Annotated in this window: 16 protein-coding genes; 10 read left to right on the forward strand and 6 right to left on the reverse strand. The window is 66.5% G+C overall.

The features are described from left to right. Positions 1–24: 24 nt before the first annotated feature. From rpsF to G9V96_RS09600, 3 genes are all read right to left on the reverse strand, one after another. The gene (gene rpsF, locus G9V96_RS09590; RefSeq protein ID WP_168582828.1) at positions 25–315 is read right to left on the reverse strand and encodes a 30S ribosomal protein S6; all 291 of its coding nucleotides are present in this window, start codon (positions 313–315) and stop codon (positions 25–27) included. 515 nt (positions 316–830) lie between these two features. Beyond that, complete coding sequence (locus G9V96_RS09595) at positions 831–2,210, reverse strand: hypothetical protein (protein WP_168582829.1); 1,380 nt, start codon at positions 2,208–2,210, stop codon at positions 831–833. 9 nt (positions 2,211–2,219) lie between these two features. After that, positions 2,220–4,433, reverse strand: coding sequence for a transglycosylase domain-containing protein (locus G9V96_RS09600; protein ID WP_168582830.1), 2,214 nt, complete (start codon positions 4,431–4,433; stop codon positions 2,220–2,222). Between the two features lie 260 nt (positions 4,434–4,693). On the opposite strand from G9V96_RS09600, the gene G9V96_RS09605 reads away from it, so the two are divergent. From G9V96_RS09605 to G9V96_RS09615, 3 genes are read left to right on the forward strand one after another with little or no spacing between them, the layout of a single operon-like run. Then, positions 4,694–5,329 carry a TetR family transcriptional regulator gene (locus G9V96_RS09605; protein ID WP_168582831.1) on the forward strand — a complete coding sequence of 212 codons (636 nt, stop codon included), beginning with the start codon at positions 4,694–4,696 and terminating at the stop codon, positions 5,327–5,329. A gap of 1 nt (position 5,330) precedes the next feature. Continuing rightward, positions 5,331–6,311, forward strand: coding sequence for an ABC transporter ATP-binding protein (locus tag G9V96_RS09610; protein WP_168582832.1), 981 nt, complete (start codon positions 5,331–5,333; stop codon positions 6,309–6,311). Further along, positions 6,308–7,108: an ABC transporter permease subunit gene (locus G9V96_RS09615; RefSeq protein ID WP_168582833.1), complete on the forward strand. Its 801-nt coding sequence runs from the start codon at positions 6,308–6,310 to the stop codon at positions 7,106–7,108. Before G9V96_RS09610 ends, G9V96_RS09615 begins: the two co-directional genes overlap by 4 nt. Before the next feature lie 66 nt (positions 7,109–7,174). Here the strand turns inward: G9V96_RS09615 and G9V96_RS09620 are convergent, their stop codons facing one another. Beyond that, entirely contained in the window at positions 7,175–8,653 is a 1,479-nt protein-coding gene (locus tag G9V96_RS09620; protein WP_226913258.1) for a CCA tRNA nucleotidyltransferase, read from the reverse strand. Positions 8,654–8,817: 164 nt separating this feature from the next. On the opposite strand from G9V96_RS09620, the gene G9V96_RS09625 reads away from it, so the two are divergent. The 7 genes from G9V96_RS09625 to trxA all read left to right on the forward strand — a co-directional run bounded on the left by G9V96_RS09625 (position 8,818) and on the right by trxA (position 17,492). Then, the gene (locus tag G9V96_RS09625) at positions 8,818–9,300 is read left to right on the forward strand and encodes an NUDIX hydrolase (protein WP_168582835.1); all 483 of its coding nucleotides are present in this window, start codon (positions 8,818–8,820) and stop codon (positions 9,298–9,300) included. After that, on the forward strand, positions 9,297–11,489 hold the full coding sequence (locus G9V96_RS09630) for a DUF6049 family protein (protein ID WP_168582836.1): 2,193 nt from the start codon (positions 9,297–9,299) through the stop codon (positions 11,487–11,489). The genes G9V96_RS09625 and G9V96_RS09630 overlap by 4 nt, the downstream gene beginning before the upstream one ends. Before the next feature lie 126 nt (positions 11,490–11,615). Then, positions 11,616–13,274: a murein biosynthesis integral membrane protein MurJ gene (gene murJ / locus G9V96_RS09635; RefSeq protein ID WP_168582837.1), complete on the forward strand. Its 1,659-nt coding sequence runs from the start codon at positions 11,616–11,618 to the stop codon at positions 13,272–13,274. Positions 13,275–13,373: 99 nt separating this feature from the next. Continuing rightward, complete coding sequence (locus G9V96_RS09640) at positions 13,374–15,098, forward strand: protein kinase family protein (RefSeq protein ID WP_168582838.1); 1,725 nt, start codon at positions 13,374–13,376, stop codon at positions 15,096–15,098. A 128-nt stretch (positions 15,099–15,226) separates the two neighbouring features. Next, positions 15,227–15,970, forward strand: a complete 744-nt coding sequence (locus tag G9V96_RS09645) for a hypothetical protein (protein WP_168582839.1) — start codon at positions 15,227–15,229, stop codon at positions 15,968–15,970. A 141-nt stretch (positions 15,971–16,111) separates the two neighbouring features. Beyond that, positions 16,112–17,071 (forward strand): thioredoxin-disulfide reductase, encoded by a 960-nt coding sequence (gene trxB / locus G9V96_RS09650; RefSeq protein ID WP_168582840.1) that lies wholly within the window; start codon positions 16,112–16,114, stop codon positions 17,069–17,071. A gap of 94 nt (positions 17,072–17,165) precedes the next feature. Next, positions 17,166–17,492: a thioredoxin gene (gene trxA / locus G9V96_RS09655; RefSeq protein WP_168582841.1), complete on the forward strand. Its 327-nt coding sequence runs from the start codon at positions 17,166–17,168 to the stop codon at positions 17,490–17,492. A gap of 152 nt (positions 17,493–17,644) precedes the next feature. Here trxA and G9V96_RS09660 read toward each other — a convergent pair whose 3' ends face one another. Continuing rightward, positions 17,645–18,670 carry a ParB/RepB/Spo0J family partition protein gene (locus G9V96_RS09660; RefSeq protein WP_168582842.1) on the reverse strand — a complete coding sequence of 342 codons (1,026 nt, stop codon included), beginning with the start codon at positions 18,668–18,670 and terminating at the stop codon, positions 17,645–17,647. A gap of 155 nt (positions 18,671–18,825) precedes the next feature. Then, entirely contained in the window at positions 18,826–19,785 is a 960-nt protein-coding gene (locus G9V96_RS09665) for a ParA family protein (RefSeq protein ID WP_404861443.1), read from the reverse strand. Between the last annotated feature and the right edge of the window lie 342 nt (positions 19,786–20,127).

Genomic DNA, 20,127 nt, shown 5'->3' on the forward strand with positions numbered 1-20,127 from the left:
CTGTGAGGGGTTATCCGAAGCGGATCAGGCCGCGTCGGGGCGGAGCAGCTTGGTGCGAAGCACCTGCTCGCTCAAACCAAGCTGACGGTCGAGCTCCTTGGCGGTGCTCGGCTCGGCAGTGAAGTTGACGACGATGTAAACGCCCTCGGACTTCTTCTTGATGTCGTAGGCCAGACGGCGCCGGCCCATCATGTCGATGTTCTCGACGGTGCCCTTGTCATTCTTGATGACATTGAGGAACCGCTCGAGTGTGGGGGCGACCTGACGGTCGTCAACCTCAGGGTCGAGGATGATCATGAGTTCGTACTGACGCATGCGAGAACCCACCTCCTTCGGTCTGTGCGGTCACGGTCTCTCCGTGACAGGAGGGTTGCGAGCGTCACCGGCACCGCCACCGCAAGCGGAAGAAGAGGGCATGGACCCCCTGCTGACCTGGGCTGCGGACTCGTGCTCAACCACAGGCTCAGGTCGACGTGCCGGATGAACGAGATCAAGAGTATCGGCAGGACGCGCACGGTGCCGAATCAGCCCACAGGGCGGATGGGCAGGACCTCGCCCGCGAGGCAGGCTCCGATCCCGCCGCAGCGGCGTTGGCCGAGCAGTACTGACCGAGTTCGAGTACACGCTGGGCTCGAGTAGGGCACGCCTGGCGAGGGCCCCATGCGTGCCCGTCGCAGGGTCAGGCATCTACGAGCAATTCGTAGCGGTTTTGTGAGCTGCTGAGACACCCATCCAGCAGGGGTGGCGACGGGGTCAGCCGTAAACAGTCCCCGCACCGACAGCCGTGGTCAGCGGGACCCGCTCGCCACCAGCATCTGCCCTGATCCGCCTCAGCGGTAGGAGACGACGATGGCGTCCGGCTCCCCGGTCATCGGGCCCGCGACCTCATCCGGCTCATCTGCCTCCGCGCTCACCCGCAGCCTGCCCTTGGCTCGCGCCGGGCGTTCCAGCGCCGCGCGGGCGGCGGCGAAGGCCAGCCACAACACCCCCAGAATTCGCAACAGGAGGAACAACCCGAACCAGGCCCCCGACATCGAGGGTTGCGCCTGGTCACGGCCGCCCAGGTATAGCCACAGAACGACGAAGTACATCCCCTCGGTGGTCACCCAGACCAGGTGGTCGCGCCAGCGCAAACCTGCCAGTGCGACCAGCGGTAGCAGCCACAACGAGGCCTGCACCGGGAAGGACTTGCCGGTGACGAGCACGATCGCCAGCACAACCAGCGACACTTCGGCCACCGTCGGCCGGTGCCGGGCCGAGAAGGTTAACGCCACTCCGACGGCCAGAGCCAACACCCAACCCAGGGCGGTCAGCACTGTGAGAATCCCGATCTGCAGCGGCCGTTCCCCCAACGTCGCCAGATACCACATGGAACCCAGGCCGGCCTCGCCGGCAACCCAGAGCCGGTAAGCCCCGGTCGGATCCAGATGCAGCAGCAGCGCCCCGGCCAGGCTGATGACGGTTCCGGAAATGAGCGCCCAACCAGCCATGACGGCCCACCTGCCCGCCACGCCTGCGCGCGCCGCCAAGAGCCCGATCACCACGAGGATGAGCACGGGATAGGTACGCGCTGCGATGGCCGCGCCCATCAGCACTCCGGCGGACACCGGGTGGTCGCGGCTCCACAGCCACAACGCCACCGAGGTCAACGTGACTCCCCATAGGTCAGGGGCCACCAGAACCACGAGAATGATCAGCGGGCTCAACGCGACATGCGCCGCATTCCAGGGAGCTGAGCGGCACGTCAGAGTGGTGAGAACAACCAGCGCCACCAGCAACAGCGCCGCCGTCAGCGCCCAACCCAGATACATGCCCTGCTCATGAGAAAACGACGGCCCCACCGGGGTGAGCAGATCGATGAGGCGCAGCAGCAGCGCGGTGCCCATCGGCTGGCCGGCCAGGGCCTCACCGGTAGCGGAGGGCAGGTCCGAATAGCAAGACTTCCAGAAGACGCCCGGCGCGCCCCAACCGTTCTCCAGGCAGTGTCGTTTCTGCACCAGGCCGCCGGCAAGCAGCAGGGTGGCAGCCACGGTGAGAATCCCGGCGATCGGCGCCCAGGGCAGCACCCGCAGACCAGAGCGGGGAGAGGTGCCACCGCGCGGCACGGTGCGGATCTGGGCGTACCGCCCGAGCGGGCCCCCAATGACCTCGCTGGCAGCGGCCACCAAGGGGTCGCGAGAGGGGGCGCCTGTCGCGTCGTGGGGGCTCATACAGCAAGGTTACGGCGCGCTGCTCGTAGTTCTGTTCCCAGCAGCCGGGGTGGGGGCCGCCTTGGCGGCTTGTCCTGCACGCTGATTCGCCGCTGCCTGCGTCTCGGAATCCTCTTGCGGTGCTTGCTCATCCTGCGGCGCCGGTTCAGCGGGCGGGGCTTCTTCGGGGATGTCGCCGCCCTCAGGCGTCTCGCCCTCGGGCTGGGCGGGGTCCTGCGGGATATCGGTGGGACTCCATTCCGGGCTCGGCTCCTCAGACGTGGGTTGCTCCTGCGGCTGCGGCACCCACTCCGGTTCCTCTTGGGGTTGCTCCTCGTAGGTCGGTTCCGGCGGCTGTGCCTTCTCATCCCCGATTCCGGCGCGCGACGGGAAATCGGTCTCGGGAGTGCCGTCGGTGATGTTGCGCATGAACCGGGTCCAGATGTCGACCGGATAGGAGCCACCGGTGACCTCGCCGAACCCGCCGATGCCGCGCATCGGTTGGGCGTTGCCCTCCTCGTCAGGCAGATACATCGCCACCGCTGTGGCCACCTCCGGGGTGAACCCGTCGAACCAGACTGCCCGGTTCTCATCGGTGGTGCCCGTCTTACCGGCCACGGGCCGCCCGAGCCGGCTCGCCCTCTGCGCCGTGCCGCGCTTGACGACCTGCTGCATGGCATCCACCGCGTCGGCGGCGACCTCGGGGCTGATGACCCGGGTGGTGGAAGCGGTCCCGACATAACCGCTGAACCGCCCGTCGACGCTGGTGACGCTGCGAATGAGATACGGCTCGGCCCGGATGCCACCCGCGGCCAGAGTCGCGTATGCATTGGCCATGTCGATCACTCGCGGCGAGGCGGTGCCGAAGACGTTTGCCGCGTTCGGCGCCAGACCCGCTGTGGAGGCGGGCACCCCCAGCGCCACCGCAGCATCCATCGTCGCCTGCGGTCCGACCTTGAGGTTCAGCTCAGCAAAGACCGTGTTCGTCGACTTGGCCGTGGCGGTGCGCAGGTCTTGCCAGCCGTAACTGTGATTGCCGAAGTTCTGTACCCGTCCCGAGTCGTTGCCCCCGCCCTTGAACTCCTCGAAATACCGGGGGCTGGAACCGTCGAAGGTGGTGTGCGTGCTGATGTCCTGCTGCAGCGCGGCGACCAGGGCAAAGATCTTGAAGGTGGAACCGCCCTGCAACTGGGCCTGCGTCGCGGCGCTGTACGGCGCGGTCAACTGGTTGTCCCCGCCGTACAACGCCAGAATCGCGCCGTCGCCGGGCTTGAGAGCGACCAGCCCCACCCGCAGGTTGTCCGCACGCCCCCCGCTCGGGCGTTCCTTGTGCACCGCTTCCACGGCAGCGTTCTGATCCTTCTTCTGGATGGTGGTCGTGATGCGCAGCCCACCAATGTCCACCTGTTCGGGGGTCAGGCCCACCTTTTCCACAAGTTCGTTCTTCACTGCCTGCGTGATGTACCCCGAGGTCCCCGGGCTCGCGGTGCGCCGCTTTTGCGTGATGACCTTCGGGAACTCGGTCTTTTTGCGTTCGGCGGCAGTCAGCCAACCCTGCTGGAGCATCCCGTCATAGACGTACTCCATCCGCGCCTGCAGGTTCTTCTTCTGTTTGGCACCCAAGCCCGGGTCGTACAGCGACGGTCCCCGCACCACCGAGGTGAGCAGGGCACCCTCCTCCAGGCTGAGCTTGCTGACGTCTTTACCGAAGTAGGCCCGGGAAGCTGCCTGGATGCCGTGCGCGCCCCGCCCGAAATAGATCGTGTTGAGGTAGTTCTCCAGGATTTGATCCTTGCTCTGCTCCCGCTCGATCTTCAGCGAGATGATGAGTTCCCGGCCTTTTCGGGTGAGCGTCTGATCCTGGGTGAGGAAGTAGTTCTTCACGTACTGCTGCGTGATCGTCGAGCCACCCTGGGTCTGCCCGCCCCGGACCGCGGCCCAGACAGCCCGGGCGATGCCACTGGGAGAAATGCCCGGGTTGTCATAGAAGGTGCGGTCTTCAGCGGCGATGAACGCTTTGCGCACATGCACGGGCACTTGGGAGAGCTTGACGGCCTCGCGGTTCAGCGCGCTGATCCGGTCGATCTCAGTCTTGCCGTCGGCGTAATAGATGATCGAGGTCTGGGTCTGAGCCGCCTCGTTCGGGTCGGGGACCTCCACCAGGGCGTAGGCCACGGCGAAGGTTGCCGTAGCCAACAGCAGGCCCGCCAGGATCGCCCACATCCAGAAAAGGGGCGAGGTCAATCGCCGCCACCCTCGCTTTCGGGGGGGTCGAGTGACAACTTGCACCCGTCTGGTCGATGAACCCACGCCGTTCCTCTTCCGTCGCACGAAAACCACACCGGCCCCCGCCGGTGCGGCCAGTATGACGCGCTGGCCTGGGAACATCTCGGGCGCCGGGCTGCGACGCCGGCCGAAATGACGACTTTTCGCTGCCACACCGGGGTCTACGGCGGGCACATTTTCCTTGCCCCGGCGCTGAACACAGGTTTAGCCTACTGAACATGGGTTCAGACCTAACGGCTCACGCTCGGATCCGCAACGCCGGGCTGGAGCTGTTCGCCCAACTGGGCTACGAACGAACGACCGTGCGCGCCATCGCCGCCCACGCCCAGGTCTCGCCCGCTTTGGTGCTGCACCACTTCGGCAGCAAAGACGGCCTGCGCACCGCCTGCGACGCCCACTTGCTCGACCTGATGAGCATTCACAAATCCGCCGCGCTGTCGGCCATGTCCCCGCTATCTCTGTCGGCCCTCCTCGCGGACTCACCGCAGTTCCAGGCCCCTGCGGCCTACCTGATCCGCGTCCTGATCGACGGCGGCGACCTGGCAGGTGAGCTCTTCGAACGGATAGCCGCAGGCGTCGAGGATCAACTCGCGCTCGGGGAGAAAGCGGACAACATCAAACCCAGCCTCGACCCGGCCGGGCGCGCCGCCGTACTGACCGCCTACGGCCTGGGTGCGCTCGTCTTCCAACAGCCGCTGGCCCGGCGCCTGGGCGGAACCGCCCTGTTCGACGCGGACGTCCTGACCAAATACAGCCGCCTAGCACTGGAGCTGTACACCCAAGGCCTGATCAACCCCGATCTGGTGACCGACGACGTCGACCGCGCCGCAACCCGAGAAAGGCAGGAAGACTGAGATGCCCGCCATCGAGATCCGCGAGTTGCACAAGAGTTACGGCCCGCACGTCGCCCTACGCGGCATCGACGTCGAGGTCGCACATGGCGAGATCTACGGCTTCATCGGGCCCAACGGCGCCGGGAAGACCACGACGATGCGGATCTTGCTCGACATCATCCGAGCCAGCGCCGGCTACGTGCGGGTGCTTGGCGAGGACCCCCGCACGGGCGGAGCTCGGATCCGTAGCCATATCGGCTACCTACCGGGCGAGTTGCATCTGCAGGGGCGCATGAACGTGGCGACCCTGCTCAACCACTACGCCGAGATCAGTGCCGCCGGGCCAGGCTCGCGCTACGACTGGCGCCCCTATGCCGAACGGCTCGGGCTCGACCCCAGCAGAGCAGTGCGCGGACTGTCCAAAGGCAACAAGCAGAAGGTCGGACTCGTTCAAGCTTTCGCCCACCGCCCCGAACTGCTCATCCTGGACGAGCCGACCTCGGGGCTGGATCCGCTGGTTCAGCAAGAGTTCCAACTCATGTTGATCGAGGCTCGCCAAGGCGGCCAGACCGTTTTCCTGTCCAGCCATGTCCTGTCCGAGATCGAACACATCGCCGACCGGGTTGGGGTCTTGCGTGACGGGCGCCTGGAGGTTGCTGCCACCGTGCCAGAGCTACGCGGCCGCCTCGGTTCGAGCATGCGCGTGCAGCTAGGCGCTGCCCCCAGTGACCAGGAGCTACTCCAGCTGCGCGATGCAGCCGGAGTGCGTTCAGTGGAGCGGGTCCCCGGCCACGACGACGAACTCCTCCTGGACCTCCCCGGCACTCCGGACGCCGCCCTGAAACTACTGGCCCGACACACCGTGCTCGACCTGAGCGCACAACGCCCCGATCTGGAGACCGCCGTGATGCGGCTCTACGCCGGCGAGCACGACGACAATCCGACCCCGGCTGACCTGACCGCAGCAACCAGCACCGAGACTCATGATCCGAGGACACGATGAACCTGTCGCCGCTGGTCAGCCGCTATTTCCAAGACTGCGCTCGCGGCCTGCTCGGCTGGAGCCTGGCAATGGTCGTGATCTGCCTGCTCTACCTGCCGCTCTACCCCTCGATGAAGCAGAGTGACCTACTCAGCGCCAAGCTCGAGGCTCTGCCCCCAGAGATGCTGGACGGGTTCGGTCTGGATGCCCTGACCATGTCCAATCCGGCCGGGTACACCGAACAAACCGTCTTCTCCATGCTCGGGCTGCTGATCATGCTCATCGCCGCCATCGGTTTAGGTGCCCGCTCCATCGCCGGGGCTGAGGAGAGCGGCGCCCTGGAACTCACCCTGGCCCATGCCGCCGGGCGCCGCACTGTGGTGCTCTCCCGGGTTCTGGTTCTCATCCTGTTCATCGCGACCATGGCGTTGTGCACGGCCCTGGCGGTGGCGTTGCTCAACGGCCCCTCCCAGCTGGAGCTGTCCGGCCTCGGCATCCTGGCGGCAGCCGCCGGCCTGGGCATGATCGCTCTGCTGCACGGGATGCTGGCGCTAGCGCTGGGAGCCGCCACCGGGCGCCGCGGCCTCGCGCTGGCCGTCGCCTCCTCGGTGGCTGTCCTTGGGTACTTGGCCCGAAACCTGGGCGGGCGCATCGCCGACTGGATCCCGGACCTCTCACCGTTCGAATGGGGACTGGGCAGCCATCCGCTGCAAACCGGCTTCGACTGGACAGGCCTGGGCGGGCTGGGCGCCGGCGCGCTGCTCCTGGCGGTCATCGCGGTCGTGACCTTCGAGCGCCGAGACCTCAGGGCCGCCTGAGCCGCTGATTCACGTGAAACATCGCATCACCGCTGGTCCGGGTCCTGCTCCCGGACCAGCGCCGGTTCACCTCTGGTCCGTGGCGCCGGACTCTGGCTGCTGTGACCACCACTGCTGCAGCACCGCGGTGGCCGCTTCCTTGCCCAGCACGCCTTGGTCCAGACGCACCGACAGCAGGTACTTGTAGGCGCGACCGACCAGAGGGCCGGGCGCGATGCCGAGCACGGCGCCGATCTCGTTACCGTCCAGCTCCGGGCGCACCTTGGCCAGTTCCTCCTGCTCACACAGGACCGCGATCCGCTCTTCAAGCGAGTCGTAAGTGCGCCGCAGCAGTTCCGCCTTGCGCCGGTTGCGCGTGGTGCAGTCAGCGCGGGTGAGCCGGTGCAGGCGCTGCAGGAGCGGCCCGGCGTCGGTGATGTAGCGACGCACCGCCGAGTCAGTCCACTCACCGGAGCCGTAGCCGTGAAAGCGCAGGTGCAACTCCACCAGCCGTGAAACACCCTTGATGGTGTCCTTGTCATAGCGCAGAGCACGCAGCCGTTTGGCCGTCATCTTGGCGCCGACGACCTCGTGGTGGTGGAAACTGACCCCGCCGCCGGGCTCGAAACGCCGAGTCGCCGGCTTGCCGATGTCGTGCAGCAGCGCCGCCAGACGCAGCATCAGATCGGGACCGGGTACCTGCTCCGGCTCACTACCGGGCTTGCCTTCCAGTTCGATGGCCTGGCGCAGCACCGTCAAGGAGTGCTCATAGACGTCCTTGTGTCGGTGATGTTCATCCGTCTCCAGCTGCAGCGCCGGCAGTTCCGGCAGCATGACCTGTGCCAGGCCCGTCTCGACCAGCAGCCGCAGGCCCGGCACCGGGTCATCGGCCAGCATGAGCTTGCTGAACTCGTCGCGAATCCGCTCCGCCGACACGATCGACAACGAATTGGCCATGGCGCTCATCGCCGAGCGCACCTCGGGAGCCACCTGCACGCCCAGCTGGGCCGCGAACCGGGCGGCGCGCATCATCCGCAGCGGGTCATCCGCAAACGAGATCTCCGGTGTGCCAGGGGTGCGCAGCCGACGCGCGGCCAGATCGGTCAAACCCTCATGCGGATCCACGAACTCCAGATCAGGCAGGCGCAGCGCCATCGCGTTGACCGTGAAGTCCCGGCGCACCAGATCCCCCAGCAGGCTGTCACCGAAAGCGACGACGGGTTTGCGTGACTCACCGTCGTAGGCATCCGCGCGGTAAGTCGTCACCTCCACGATCGTGGAGCCCTTCCGGGCGCCGATCGTGCCGAACTCGCGTCCCATATCCCAGGTCGTATCGCCCCAGCCGGACAGGATCTGTTCGCTGTCCTCGGGCAACGCCGAGGTCGTCAGGTCCAGATCGAGGCTGGCCCGGCCGAGGAAGGCGTCCCGCACCGGGCCACCGACCAGCGCTATCTCGTGGCCTGCGTCGGTGAATCTGGCGCCGAGCTCGAGCAACAACGGCAGGGACGGGGCAAGCTGGGCGAGGGCCTCAGCAAGCAGGGGTCCGATGCGAGGAGGATGTGACACGAGGCCCAAGGGTAGGCCAGGCGGCTGAAGGACGTCCTGCGCGGCGACCCGGCACCCGGCCGCACCATCGATTACGTGCCCGAAGCGACCGCACTCACCGCAGACCCACGCCGGCCCCGGCGAGCATCGACGTACCCCGCGCCCGGTTCCCATACAGTGACGTAATGACCATGACACCGCGCCCCGGCCGCCCTACGCGGCGGCTGCCTGCGGTGCTCGAAACCTCAGCGGGTGGCATCGTCGTTGACGTGGTTGAGGGCAAGGCTCGAATAGCGATCATTGCCCGACGCAACCGCGCCGGACGTGTCGAGTGGTGTCTGCCCAAGGGTCATCAGGAGAACGACGAGACCCTGGTTCAGACCGCTGAGCGCGAAGTAGCCGAAGAGACGGGCATCAACGGGCGTGTCCTGACCACCCTCGGCACCATCGACTACTGGTTCTCCACCCACGACCGACGGGTCCACAAGGTGGTTCACCACTACCTGCTGGAAGCGATCGGGGGGCATCTGACGATCGAAAACGACCCCGACAAGGAAGCCATCGACGTGGCCTGGGTACCCCTGGACGATGTGCAGGAGCACCTGACGTTCCCCAACGAACGTCGCATCGCCCAACTCGCCTGGGAGAGGCTGGCCGGGGACGGATGACTCACGCCGGCTCCAGCCCGTTCCTGATGCGGGTGTTCGTGGCGTTCATCTTCGTTGTCGCTGGGTTTCCCCTTCCGGCAGCAGCCAGTGGGGCCACGCTAAGCGCCTCCACCGCCCGCTTCGGCGCCCAGCACCCCCCCGTCGCGACAACTCCCGCCGCAGTGAGCCGGGACACGCCGGGTTCGGCCCAGCCTGCTCAGCGTGAGTCCCTGCACGCCGGTCTGGTCGGTGTCAGCCCCTCGATCGCATCCCCGGGCCACGACCTCATCGTTCGTCTCCTCATCAGCAATCCCAGCCGCCAGCCGACACCGAAGACGGCCGTCAACCTGCGCCTGGGCACCCGCCCGCTGCGCACCCGCGCCGAGGTAGCCGCGCACGCGGCCCGCCCCGCGACCTCCTACCCCTCGGTGGTTTCCACCGAGGTGGCTGGCCTTGCTGCAGGCCAGAGCAGCCCCGTCGCCATCCGCATACCTGCCGAGCGAATCAGGATGCCCGGTCCCTACGGCGCCCTGCCGTTGAGCATTCAGCTCACCACTGCCGGGGCAAGCCAGGTCATCGCCACCTTCGTGCCCTTCCAGGTCCGCAAGGAATATGAGCCGCTGCGGCTGGCTATCGCTTTACCGCTGACGATGAGCCCCGACCCGCGGCTGGTCACCGGGACCGCTCCGGAAGTCCAAGCTGCCTGGCAAGCAGCCACCGACGTCAACTCACCCGGGATGCGCGCCTTGGAAGGCGCCGCCGACGAGCAGGTGACGTGGCTGCTGGACCCGGCACTGATCGACCCGACGTCCGCCAAAGACCCAACCACGAGCACCCCCGCACCGGGATCCGGCCCAGCGACCGCCGCCGCCTCGACACCGGAGCCGGCGTCGAGCCCGCTGATGGACGCGCTGGGTAATCGCGGTGATCAAGGCCTGTGGTTGCTCCCGCGACACGACCCGGACCTTTCAGCGTTAGCGGTCAGCGATCCCGCGCTCCTGGCCCAGACCCTCCAGAGCGCTGCCGGACCCACCGGGTCGGCCACCTCCCTGGGCGGCGAGCCACCGGTCCTGGCCTGGTTGGCCGGCTCCACCCGGGAATCGACTCGCCGCACGGTCGCCGGCGCCTTCCCCGGCGAGCACGAACCCACGCTGCTCATCCCGACCTCACGCATCGATTCTGCCGGCGCAGCCACTGGCCAGGCCGTACGGACGGACTCCGGGCGACACGTGCTCGCCGTCGACGACACCCTGTCCGGGTTGCTCTCGGCCACTTCACAGGCCCAGTCCGGGGCAGCACTGAGCCAGCAAGCCCTGGCCGACTCCGTCGCGCTGTTGCAGGAATCACCCGGGCGGGCCCGCACTGTGCTGGCCCTGCCCGAGCGCGGCTTCAACCCAGACCCGGCCACCTTACGAACGCTTCTGGCCGCAGTGAACGCTGCACCGTGGGTCACCAGCACTCCCGCGGGGCAGTTGTTGGACCGAAGCGCCGCAGCAGGCACGACCCCCGGCGTGAGCGTGCCGGCCACGCCAGCGGCCACGCCGCCTTCCCCGCTGACCCACGACTCCGTGGCCAAGGTGCGCGCTCTCGGCTCCCGCGCAGAAGCCATCGCAGGAGTGCTGGAGAGCCCCATGGTTCCCGGCCGGGGGTTGCCCGCCGTGCTCACCTCCACCCGCTGGCGTGGGCAGGTGCCCGCTTGGCAGCAGGTGACCAACGACCTCGAGCAGCGGCTCAACACCCTTACCGAAGGGGTCACCGTGGCCCCCAGCACCGTCAACTTCTTCGCCGAACATGGCGCCCTGCAGGTCACGGTGGTCAACGACCTCAATGTCGAGGTGCACGATGTGCGCTTGGTGACCCAGGTCCGGGGCCGTCACCCCCGGTTGCGGATCCTGTCCGACCCTGGCCCGCTGCGAATCCGACCCAAGAGCCGAACCACGGTGCGGCTCAATGTAGAAGCCGTAGCTGCCGGGATCGTGCCGATCCGCACCTATCTGCAGACACCCTCTGGCCAACCCCTCGGTGATGTCAGCACCGTGCATGTGCGCGTCCGGCCCACGAACGGCTGGCTCGTTCTCGGGGTGGGAGCCGTTGTCGGACTCATTTTCGTCGCGGGACTGTTCCGGGCCATCCGGGCCGGCGAGCGCAGGGTCAGTGCCGCCGAACTTCGAGCCGTTGAGAGCACCTCGACAGGGGGCCGCACACCCTGAGTCAGCGACGTTGCAGAGCCTGCGGGCGCGGGGCGTGCACGGCAACGGCCGACGGCTCACTACGATGACGACGTCGATGGATGATCGGGCGGCGATCCGCGCTGCCCCGCAGGAGATGAGGCGACCATGACGGCGACGAAGAACCGCAGCCTCGCACGCAATAGCGCGGTGATGGCGGCAGGCAGCTTCGTCTCGCGAATCCTCGGTGTGGTGCGCCAGGCCATGATCGTCATGATCTTCGGCCGATCGGTAGCCGGTGATGCCTGGAGCATCGCCAACACCTTGCCGAACACGGTGTTCCTGCTGTTGGCCGGCGGTGTGCTCAACGCCGTGCTCGTCCCGCAGATCACCAAAGCCCAGAAGCAGGAGGACGGCGGGCGAGAGTTCATCGACAAGCTGCTCACTCTGGCACTGATCGGCTTGGGCGTCGTCACCCTGCTCGCCGTCCCCGCAGCACCCTGGTTGGTTCGGCTGTTCTCCGACTCCGCCTTCCCACCCGGCGGGCGCGAGCTGGCAGTCGCTTTCGCCTACATCGCGCTACCGGCGATCTTCTTCTACGGGCTGTACGCCATCCTCGGCCAGGTCCTCAACGCCCGCGAAGCCTTCGGCTGGTTCTCCTGGGCACCGGTGCTGTGCAACATCGTCTGGATCCTCGGGCTGGGCAGCTTCCTGTACCTGTACGGCCACCAGCTCGGTCACCCCGACCAATTCACGCCACCGATGGTGTGGCTGCTGGCCGGTTCGTTGACCGTCGGGGTGGCCCTGCAGGCCTTGATCCTTCTCGTTCCGTTGTGGCGCAGCGGGTTCCGCTACCGGCCGCGCACCGGCTTCCGGGGCGTCGGTTTGGGCAGCGCCAGCCGGGTCGCGATGTGGACTTTCGCTGCACTGGTCATCAGCCAGCTTGGGCTCGTCGTCCAATCCAAGGTGCTCACCTCAGCAGTCGAGGGCGGCAACACCGGCAAGCTCGCCTACGACAGCGCATTCATGCTGTTCATGACACCGCACGGGCTCATCACCGTCTCGGTGGTCACGGCCCTGTTCACCTCGATGTCCAAGGCGGCTGCGAACCAGGACACCGACTCGGTACGCCACGATGTGCTGCACGGCCTGGGCATCGTGGGAGCCACGGTCATCCCGGTCATGGCCGGCACGTTGGCGTTGGGGACCGCGTTGACCGCGACGATCTTCGTCGGCAGCAGCAGCGAAACGACCAATGCCATCGGCTACGTGATGATGGCGATGATGATCGGCCTGCCCGCCTACGGCGCGTTCTACGTCGCCCAACGCGCTTTCTTCGCCTACGAGGACGCTAAGACGCCTTTCATGCTGCAGCTGCTCAACACCGGTGTCGGAGCGGCGGTCGCGTTGTCCAGCTATCTGGTTGCGGCTCAGTTCCGCGCGATCGGTGTCGCCGGTGGTCAGGCCTTGAGCAACATCGTGGCGGCCGCGGTGGCGCTCATCTGGTTGAGCAGGCACCTGGGGGGTCTTTCCTACGCGGTGTCGGTGCGCACCTGGGTTCGCGCCTTCGTCGCATCCCTGCCGGCCGCACTGGTCGCCGCGTTGATCGCCTGGCTCTCCCGTACCTACCTACCTGCGGTTATGGGCGGCCCGGCTGATGGAATGTGGTTCGCCTCCGTCGTCGCGCTCGCGGTGGGCGGAACCGTGTTCATCGTCATGTACATCGCGGCCGCACGCCGGATGCGGATCAGTGAACTCGAGGAATTCCTCGGGCCGGTGTTGCGCCGTCTGCGCGGCGCGAGCGGCCGAGGCGCCCCGCGCGCATAGACTTGTCTTTGCACCAGGCCTCGCCACCACGTGGTGAGAAGTCAAAACAGGCACAACGACATTCGGGGCCGTGAAACGCTCTGCGCTAAGGGGGCACTCGTGCAAGGGGTAGGAACCGGGCGTCTCGTGGCGGGCCGGTATGCCCTGCGTGAGCGCCGCGCCACGCTGGGGGTCATCGAGGTTTGGGCCGCCACCGACAGCACGCTGCAACGCGATGTGTCAGTGACCCTTTTCCCCATGTCCTTCCCCCGGGCGCAGGCGGTACTGGATGCCGCCCGCAGTAGCGCCGTGGTGAACGACCCACGCCTGGTGCGGGTACTCGATGTTGGCTCACGCGGCGACATCGCCTGGATCGTCGAGGAGTCCCTGGCGGAGACGACGAGCGTGGCTGACCTGTTGCAGGATGGCCCGCTGCCTCCTGAGGAGGCCCGTCGCATCGCTGGTGAAGTCGCCAGCGCTCTGGAGGTGGCCCGGCGCAACGGGCTGCACCATTTGCATCTGACGCCGCACGCCGTGCGCCGCAGCAACGCCGGACTGATCAAGATCGCCGGTTTGGCAACGGCTGCCGCTGTGGAAGGCACGACCCAGCCCGACCCGTCCGAGGCGGACCGCCTGGACACTCTCGGCGTGGTAGCGGTGCTCTACGCCGCGATGACCACCCGGTGGCCGCTTCGGGGCTCGATGCCCGGACTGGAGGCCGCTCCGCGACTCGCCGGTGGGGTGGCGGCTCCGGCCGAGATCGCCGTCGCGGTTCCGGCCGACCTGGATGCGTTGTGTCGTCGCACGCTCAACCGCAGCACCGGCCCCAGGACCACCGAAGAACTCATTCGTCACCTTTCGCCCTGGTCACACACGCTGGTGCACCATGTGAGCCCCAGAGCGAGCGCGCCGGCTACCGAGATACCGCGGGCCCCGCATCGGACTGCTGCTTCTTCTGCCGCCAGCGCAGGCTCTGCCATCGCGGGCGGGGCTGTCGGCAGCGCCAGTCCCACTGTGGAGCGTCGTCCCACCCATCGCGAGCAGAAGGCCCACGAGCGGGCGGCCCGGGCCGCTGAAGCGCGCCGGGAGATCGCGGCCCGTCGTCGCGACCCCGGCTACCTGGACCTGCCGGAGGCATTGGAGGAATCACCTGCCCTGGCCGAGCCGCCCGCCCCGCTGCTGGCGCCCGCGCCGTTGGCGGTAGAGGGTAGCCACGCCAAGCTTGTGCTGGGGATCGTCGGTGGCAGCATCCTGCTCGCGCTCGCTATCGCCATCCCTTCGCTGACCAGCGCCTTCGACAGTGCGACCACCGAGGCAACGCCCGCCGCCCGGCCGACCTCACGCGCCGTGACCTCCAGTCCCGCCGCTGCAGCGACCAGTTCGAGCCCGGCGACCTCGCCCACCTCTGCCGCCCCGATCGCTATTGTTTCGGCGCGTGCCATGGACCCCCAGGGCGACAATAAAGAGAACGACGGACAGGCGCCACGCGCCTACGACGGCGACCCCGAGACAGCGTGGACCTCGGAGGGCTACAAGGCTGCGGATTACCAGACCCTCAAGGACAGCGTGGGTCTAGCCTTCACGCTGCCTAAGGACGCGGCGCCCTCCCACATCAGCCTGACGCTGGCGGAGAACCCACAGGACGTCACGGTGTCGATCAACTCCTCACGCTCCCTGAAGGACGCCACCGAGGTCGCGAGCCTGCAGGGCGTGACCGGCACCCAGGAGATCGACATCCCCAAGCAGGCCCAGGGCAAGGGCCGCTACATCATCGTGATGGTCTCCTCGGCGGCCGAAGATGGTGACCGCTTCCGGGCAACGATCAGTGAGATCAGCCTCTCCTGAGTCTCACCGGAGATGTCCTGTGCGTCGTCGCCGCAGTTCAGGGTAGGAACCTTCCTCTAGCCTCGGGCGTCTACCTCATGGTGGGTCGGCTTCGAGCACCAAGACGGCCATGGAGGGGAGGGTGCTGAATGGGTAAACATGACGGGGACGACGACCCCACCGGCATCCAGTCCCTTTTGTCTGGCTTGCCCGACCCGGAACATCAGTCGGATGACCTGGTCGCCCGGATCTCCTCAACCTTGGCCGACGAAGAACGTGCTCGACAGGACTCTTCGCCCACCCTGCGCTTCGACCCCTGCTTCGAAAACCGGCGACGCGGACATAAGCGACTGTTCGCCGGGATCGGGGTCGCCGGGGCTCTCATCGGCATAGCGGGTTGGACGGTGGTGAACCAGCTGGACTCCGCCGAACCGCTGCGAAACCTGACCACTGAACTGATGCACCGAGATTCCAGTCCGGCCGCAGCGGCATACAGCCCGGCCAGTGTGCCCGGCGCGTCCAGCTCGCACTCGGCCACCACGCCTCCGGGCAACCCACCCACGCCCGGCGAGCCGATCGTCCTCGCCAGCGGCACTCTCTACACGGCAAGCTCGCTGCACGATCAGGCGGCTGCTGTCGCAGCGGTGGACCACGGCGCCTCTGACGTCGCGCTGCCCTCCAGCCCCCTGCGTACCGGCGAAGGCCTGCGGCACTGCCTGCGCGCCACCGGAATCAGCGAAACTGCAGCCGTCCATGTGGATCTGGCGACCTTCGAAGGTGCGCCGGCCGCGGTCATCGTCACCGGTTCAGACCCTGGATCCCGGGTTGCGGTCGTCAAACGCGCCTGCAGCTCGGGTGGGGACATCCTCTACGGGCCTGCCACCCTTCGCTGAGTTCCTCGCCCGAGGCCGAACGGAACAAGCCGGCAGGCTGGGCGGTTGTCATTGGTGCTTTCCCTTTGTCAATGACAATCGCAACGCCCAAACCGACCCTGATACGCCCTGAGCGGACCGGGCCCGTCTTGAAGGACTTTCGTGACCTCTGACCTGCATGACGTCATCATCGTGGGCTCTGGCCCTGCTGGGTACACCGCGGCTATCTATGCTGCGCGAGCCGATCTTAAACCGGTCGTCATCACCGGTTCGATCACCGCGGGTGGAGCGCTGATCAACACCACCGAGGTAGAGAACTTCCCCGGCTTCCCCGACGCCATCATGGGCCCCGATCTCATGGACAACATGAAGGCCCAGGCGCAACGATTCGGCGCAGAGCTCATCGCCGATGACGTCGTGGAGATGACCCTTGACGACGAGGTGAAGACCCTGGTTGATGGTTCCGGCCGTACCTACCGCGCTCGCACGGTCATCCTGGCCATGGGTTCTGCCTATCGTGAGCTTGGGCTACCTGAAGAGAAGCGTCTCTCCGGTCACGGAGTGTCCTGGTGCGCCACCTGCGATGGCTTCTTCTTCCGCGATCAGGACATCGTTGTCGTCGGCGGCGGGGATTCCGCAGTGGAAGAGGCGACCTTCCTGACCCGCTTCGCTCGCTCTGTGACGATCGTGCACCGCCGCGACGAGCTGCGAGCTTCCAAGATCATGGCGGCCCGGGCGCACTCGGATGAAAAGATCCAATTCGCGTGGAACTCTCAGGTCACTGCGATCCACGGCGATGCCAAGGTCTCAGGGGTCACGCTTACCGACACCACAACAGGCCAAGAGCGCCGCCTCGATGTGACGGGAGTGTTCATCGCTATCGGTCACGACCCGCGCAGCGAGCTGGTTCGGGACCAGGTGCAGGTGGACGGCGAGGGCTACGTGCTGGTCAACGGTCGTGGTAGCGCCACCAACCTGCCAGGTGTCTTTGCCTGCGGTGACTTGGTGGACCACACTTATCGCCAAGCCATCACTGCCGCGGGCAGCGGCTGCGCGGCTGCGTTGGATGCCGAGCGCTACCTGGCTGACCTGGAAGCCGAATCGCCATCCGTCGCCCGCTGACCTGATCGCCGGAACACCCGCACAGCTGCACGCATCCTGGGTGCGATAGGTTCGCGCCGAGCTTGTCCATTTTCGTACCGAGAAAGGATCCCTCATGGGAGCCATCAAAGACACCACGGACGCCACCTTCAGTGACGATGTCCTCAAGAGCAGCAAGCCCGTCCTCGTCGACTTCTGGGCCGCGTGGTGCGGTCCCTGCAAAGCCATTGCCCCGATCTTGGAAGAGATCGCCGCTGAATACGGCGAGAAGCTGACCATCGTCAAGCTCAACACCGACGAGAACCCGGCCACGACGGCTCGATACGGCATCACCGGCATCCCTGCTTTGAACATCTACCAGGGCGGCGACTTGGTGAAGAGCATCGTCGGGGCGCAGCCCAAGCCGAAGCTGCTCCGCGAACTGGAGCCCTTCATCAACTGAGCACCGCACACAAAAGGCCGGCCCTGCGGGGCCGGCCTTTTTGTCATCTATCCCCAGCTGGTGGGTGGATTTATCCGCTCTGCCACGAGTTGGTCAGGGGCTGGTGTATCAGCCGCCTTGAGGGGCGGCTGGTCCCCGTTTCACGTGAAACATCAGCCAGCCGCGGACAGACCATTCCCTTCGGCGTTCAACTTCTCGGCATCTTCTGGAGCACCGATAGCGTCCAGGATGCGGTTGAGATCATCCACTGAGGCGAACTCCACCGTGAGCTTGCCCCGTTTACGGCCCATGTTGATGGCCACCCGGGTATCCCAACGATCAGAGAGCCGCGCCGCCAGGTCTTCCAACTCGGGGGTCGGCGTCTTGGTTCGGGACGTCCGGGTACGTACCGGCCCACCCTCACCCAGAGCGACAATTTCCTCCACGCTCCGCACGGACAAGCCCTCGGCCACGATGCGCTGCGCCAGCCGCTCCATGGACGCGGGATCATCCAAACCAAGCAGTGCGCGTGCATGGCCTGCGGAGAGGACGCCTGCCGCGACCCGCCGCGCCACCAACGGGGGCAACCGGAGCAGGCGCACGGAGTTGGTGATCTGTGGGCGGGAACGGGCCAACCGTTCGGCCAACTGCTCGTGGGTGCACCCGAAGTCCTCCAGCAGCTGCTGGTAGGCAGCCGCCTCTTCCAACGGGTTTAGCTGGCTGCGATGCAGGTTCTCCAGCAGGGCATCGCGAAGCATCGCCTCGTCGCTGGTCTCGCGAACGATGGCCGGGATATGCGTCAGGCCGGCCTCGGTTGCAGCGCGCAACCGGCGCTCACCCATGACGAGTTCATAGCCATCATCCATCGGGCGGACAACAACTGGTTGCAGGACACCGATCTCTTTGATGCTCGAGACCAGCTCGAACAATTCGTCTTCATCGAAGACGGTCCGGGGCTGCCGCGGGTTGGTCTTGATCTCTGTCACCGACAAGTGCGCGAAACGCGCGCCCGGCACCGGGGTGAGCTCTGGCATCACCTGCTCCGCCGTCCGGGTGCGCGCTTCCGGGGCTGATGTTTCACGTGGAACATCGCGGAAGAACACATCGGTTGGGTACGTACCCCGTTCCCGGTCCTGCTGGGGAGCATCCGGGATAAGGGCTCCTAACCCGCGGCCCAACCCCCGACGTCGCTCTGCCACGCCATCACGCCCTCTCACGCTTGTCTGATGGCCCCGAGCCTACGTCGGGGACCGCTACTCCTTGCTCGGGCTCACCGAACATCTGGTGTGCGATGTTGGGTCGGCCAACACCTGTCAACCGCGAAACGCGCGCACGATGCTGGTGGTTCTCACCGCTATGCCCGGGCAGCAACCTCGGCCGCAGCATGCAAATACGCTCGCGCCCCGGTGCACATCGGGTCGTAGGTCAACACAGTCTGTCCGTGGCTGGGCGCTTCGGACACCCGCACAGAGCGGGGGACCGTCGCCCCCAGCACCGATTCCGGGAAGTGGCTGCGCACCTCGTCGGCCACCTGGGCCGAGAGCCTGGTTCGGGCGTCATACATCGTTAACAAGATCGTAGAAACCCGGACGTCAGGATTGAGATGTCGCTGGATCATCTCAATATTGCGCAGCAGCATCGAGAGTCCTTCGAGCGCGTAGTACTCGCACTGGATCGGGATCAACACTTCCTGAGCAGCCACGAAGGCATTGATCGTTAGCAGCCCGAGGCTCGGCGGGCAGTCGATGAGGATGTAATCCACCGGCGCGTCATCGGCCAGATACGCGCGCACGGCACGCTGTAGTCGCATTTCGCGCGCCACGAAGGACACCAGTTCAATCTCTGCGCCAGCGAGGTCGATAGTGGCTGGTACGCAGTACAGACCAGGGATGTCCGGTGATTCCTGCACCACCTCAGCGATAGGAACGTCGTCGACCAGGACCTCGTACACCGAGGGAACCCCAGCACGGTGTTCTATACCCAGCGCCGTGCTCGCATTTCCCTGCGGGTCGGTATCGATGACGAGCACCCGCAGGCCGCCAACCGCCAGGGCAGCAGCGAGGTTGACTGCCGTCGTTGTCTTACCGACGCCCCCCTTTTGATTGGCGATGGTGATGACCCGGGTCTTGGCCGGCCGCGGGAAGGGCGCACCCGCAGGCATCGGGATGCGCTGTGGCGCCCGACGGCGATCGTCAGGCTCCGCGTGGTGCTCGGTTCGGGCTCCCTTGGCAAAATCGGTTCGGGCATCGACCGGTTGGGTGTGCGCCTCATCGGCACCAGCGTCGGCATTCTCATCCAGCCGGCTGGCGCCCACTGCGGCCAGGGATTCGCCGTCGGACGCGTTCGCATACTCGCTGACCAGCGGCTTTTCATCAGTCGAGCCAAGTGTCGCGATGACCGGTTCACTTGTCTGCGCAGCTAGCTCTGCAGTCTCCGAACTGAGGTGTGGAGTCAAAGACGAAGCCGGGATTGTGTGCTCGGCTGCAGTGGGAGTCACCACCACGGGGGCCTGGTCATCTTCGGCGGATGTGGCATGCTCGGGCGCCCCCGGGGTGTCATTCGAGCTGGGACCGACGTGCGCTTCCGCTGCGGAGTAGGAGATCGGCTCCGCCACGCGCGCAGGTTGCTGCTCTGTCGCTGCCTGCTCCTGGGTCGA

It is taken from the genome of Gephyromycinifex aptenodytis (assembly GCF_012277275.1).
In the GTDB taxonomy this organism is placed as follows: domain Bacteria; phylum Actinomycetota; class Actinomycetes; order Actinomycetales; family Dermatophilaceae; genus Gephyromycinifex; species Gephyromycinifex aptenodytis.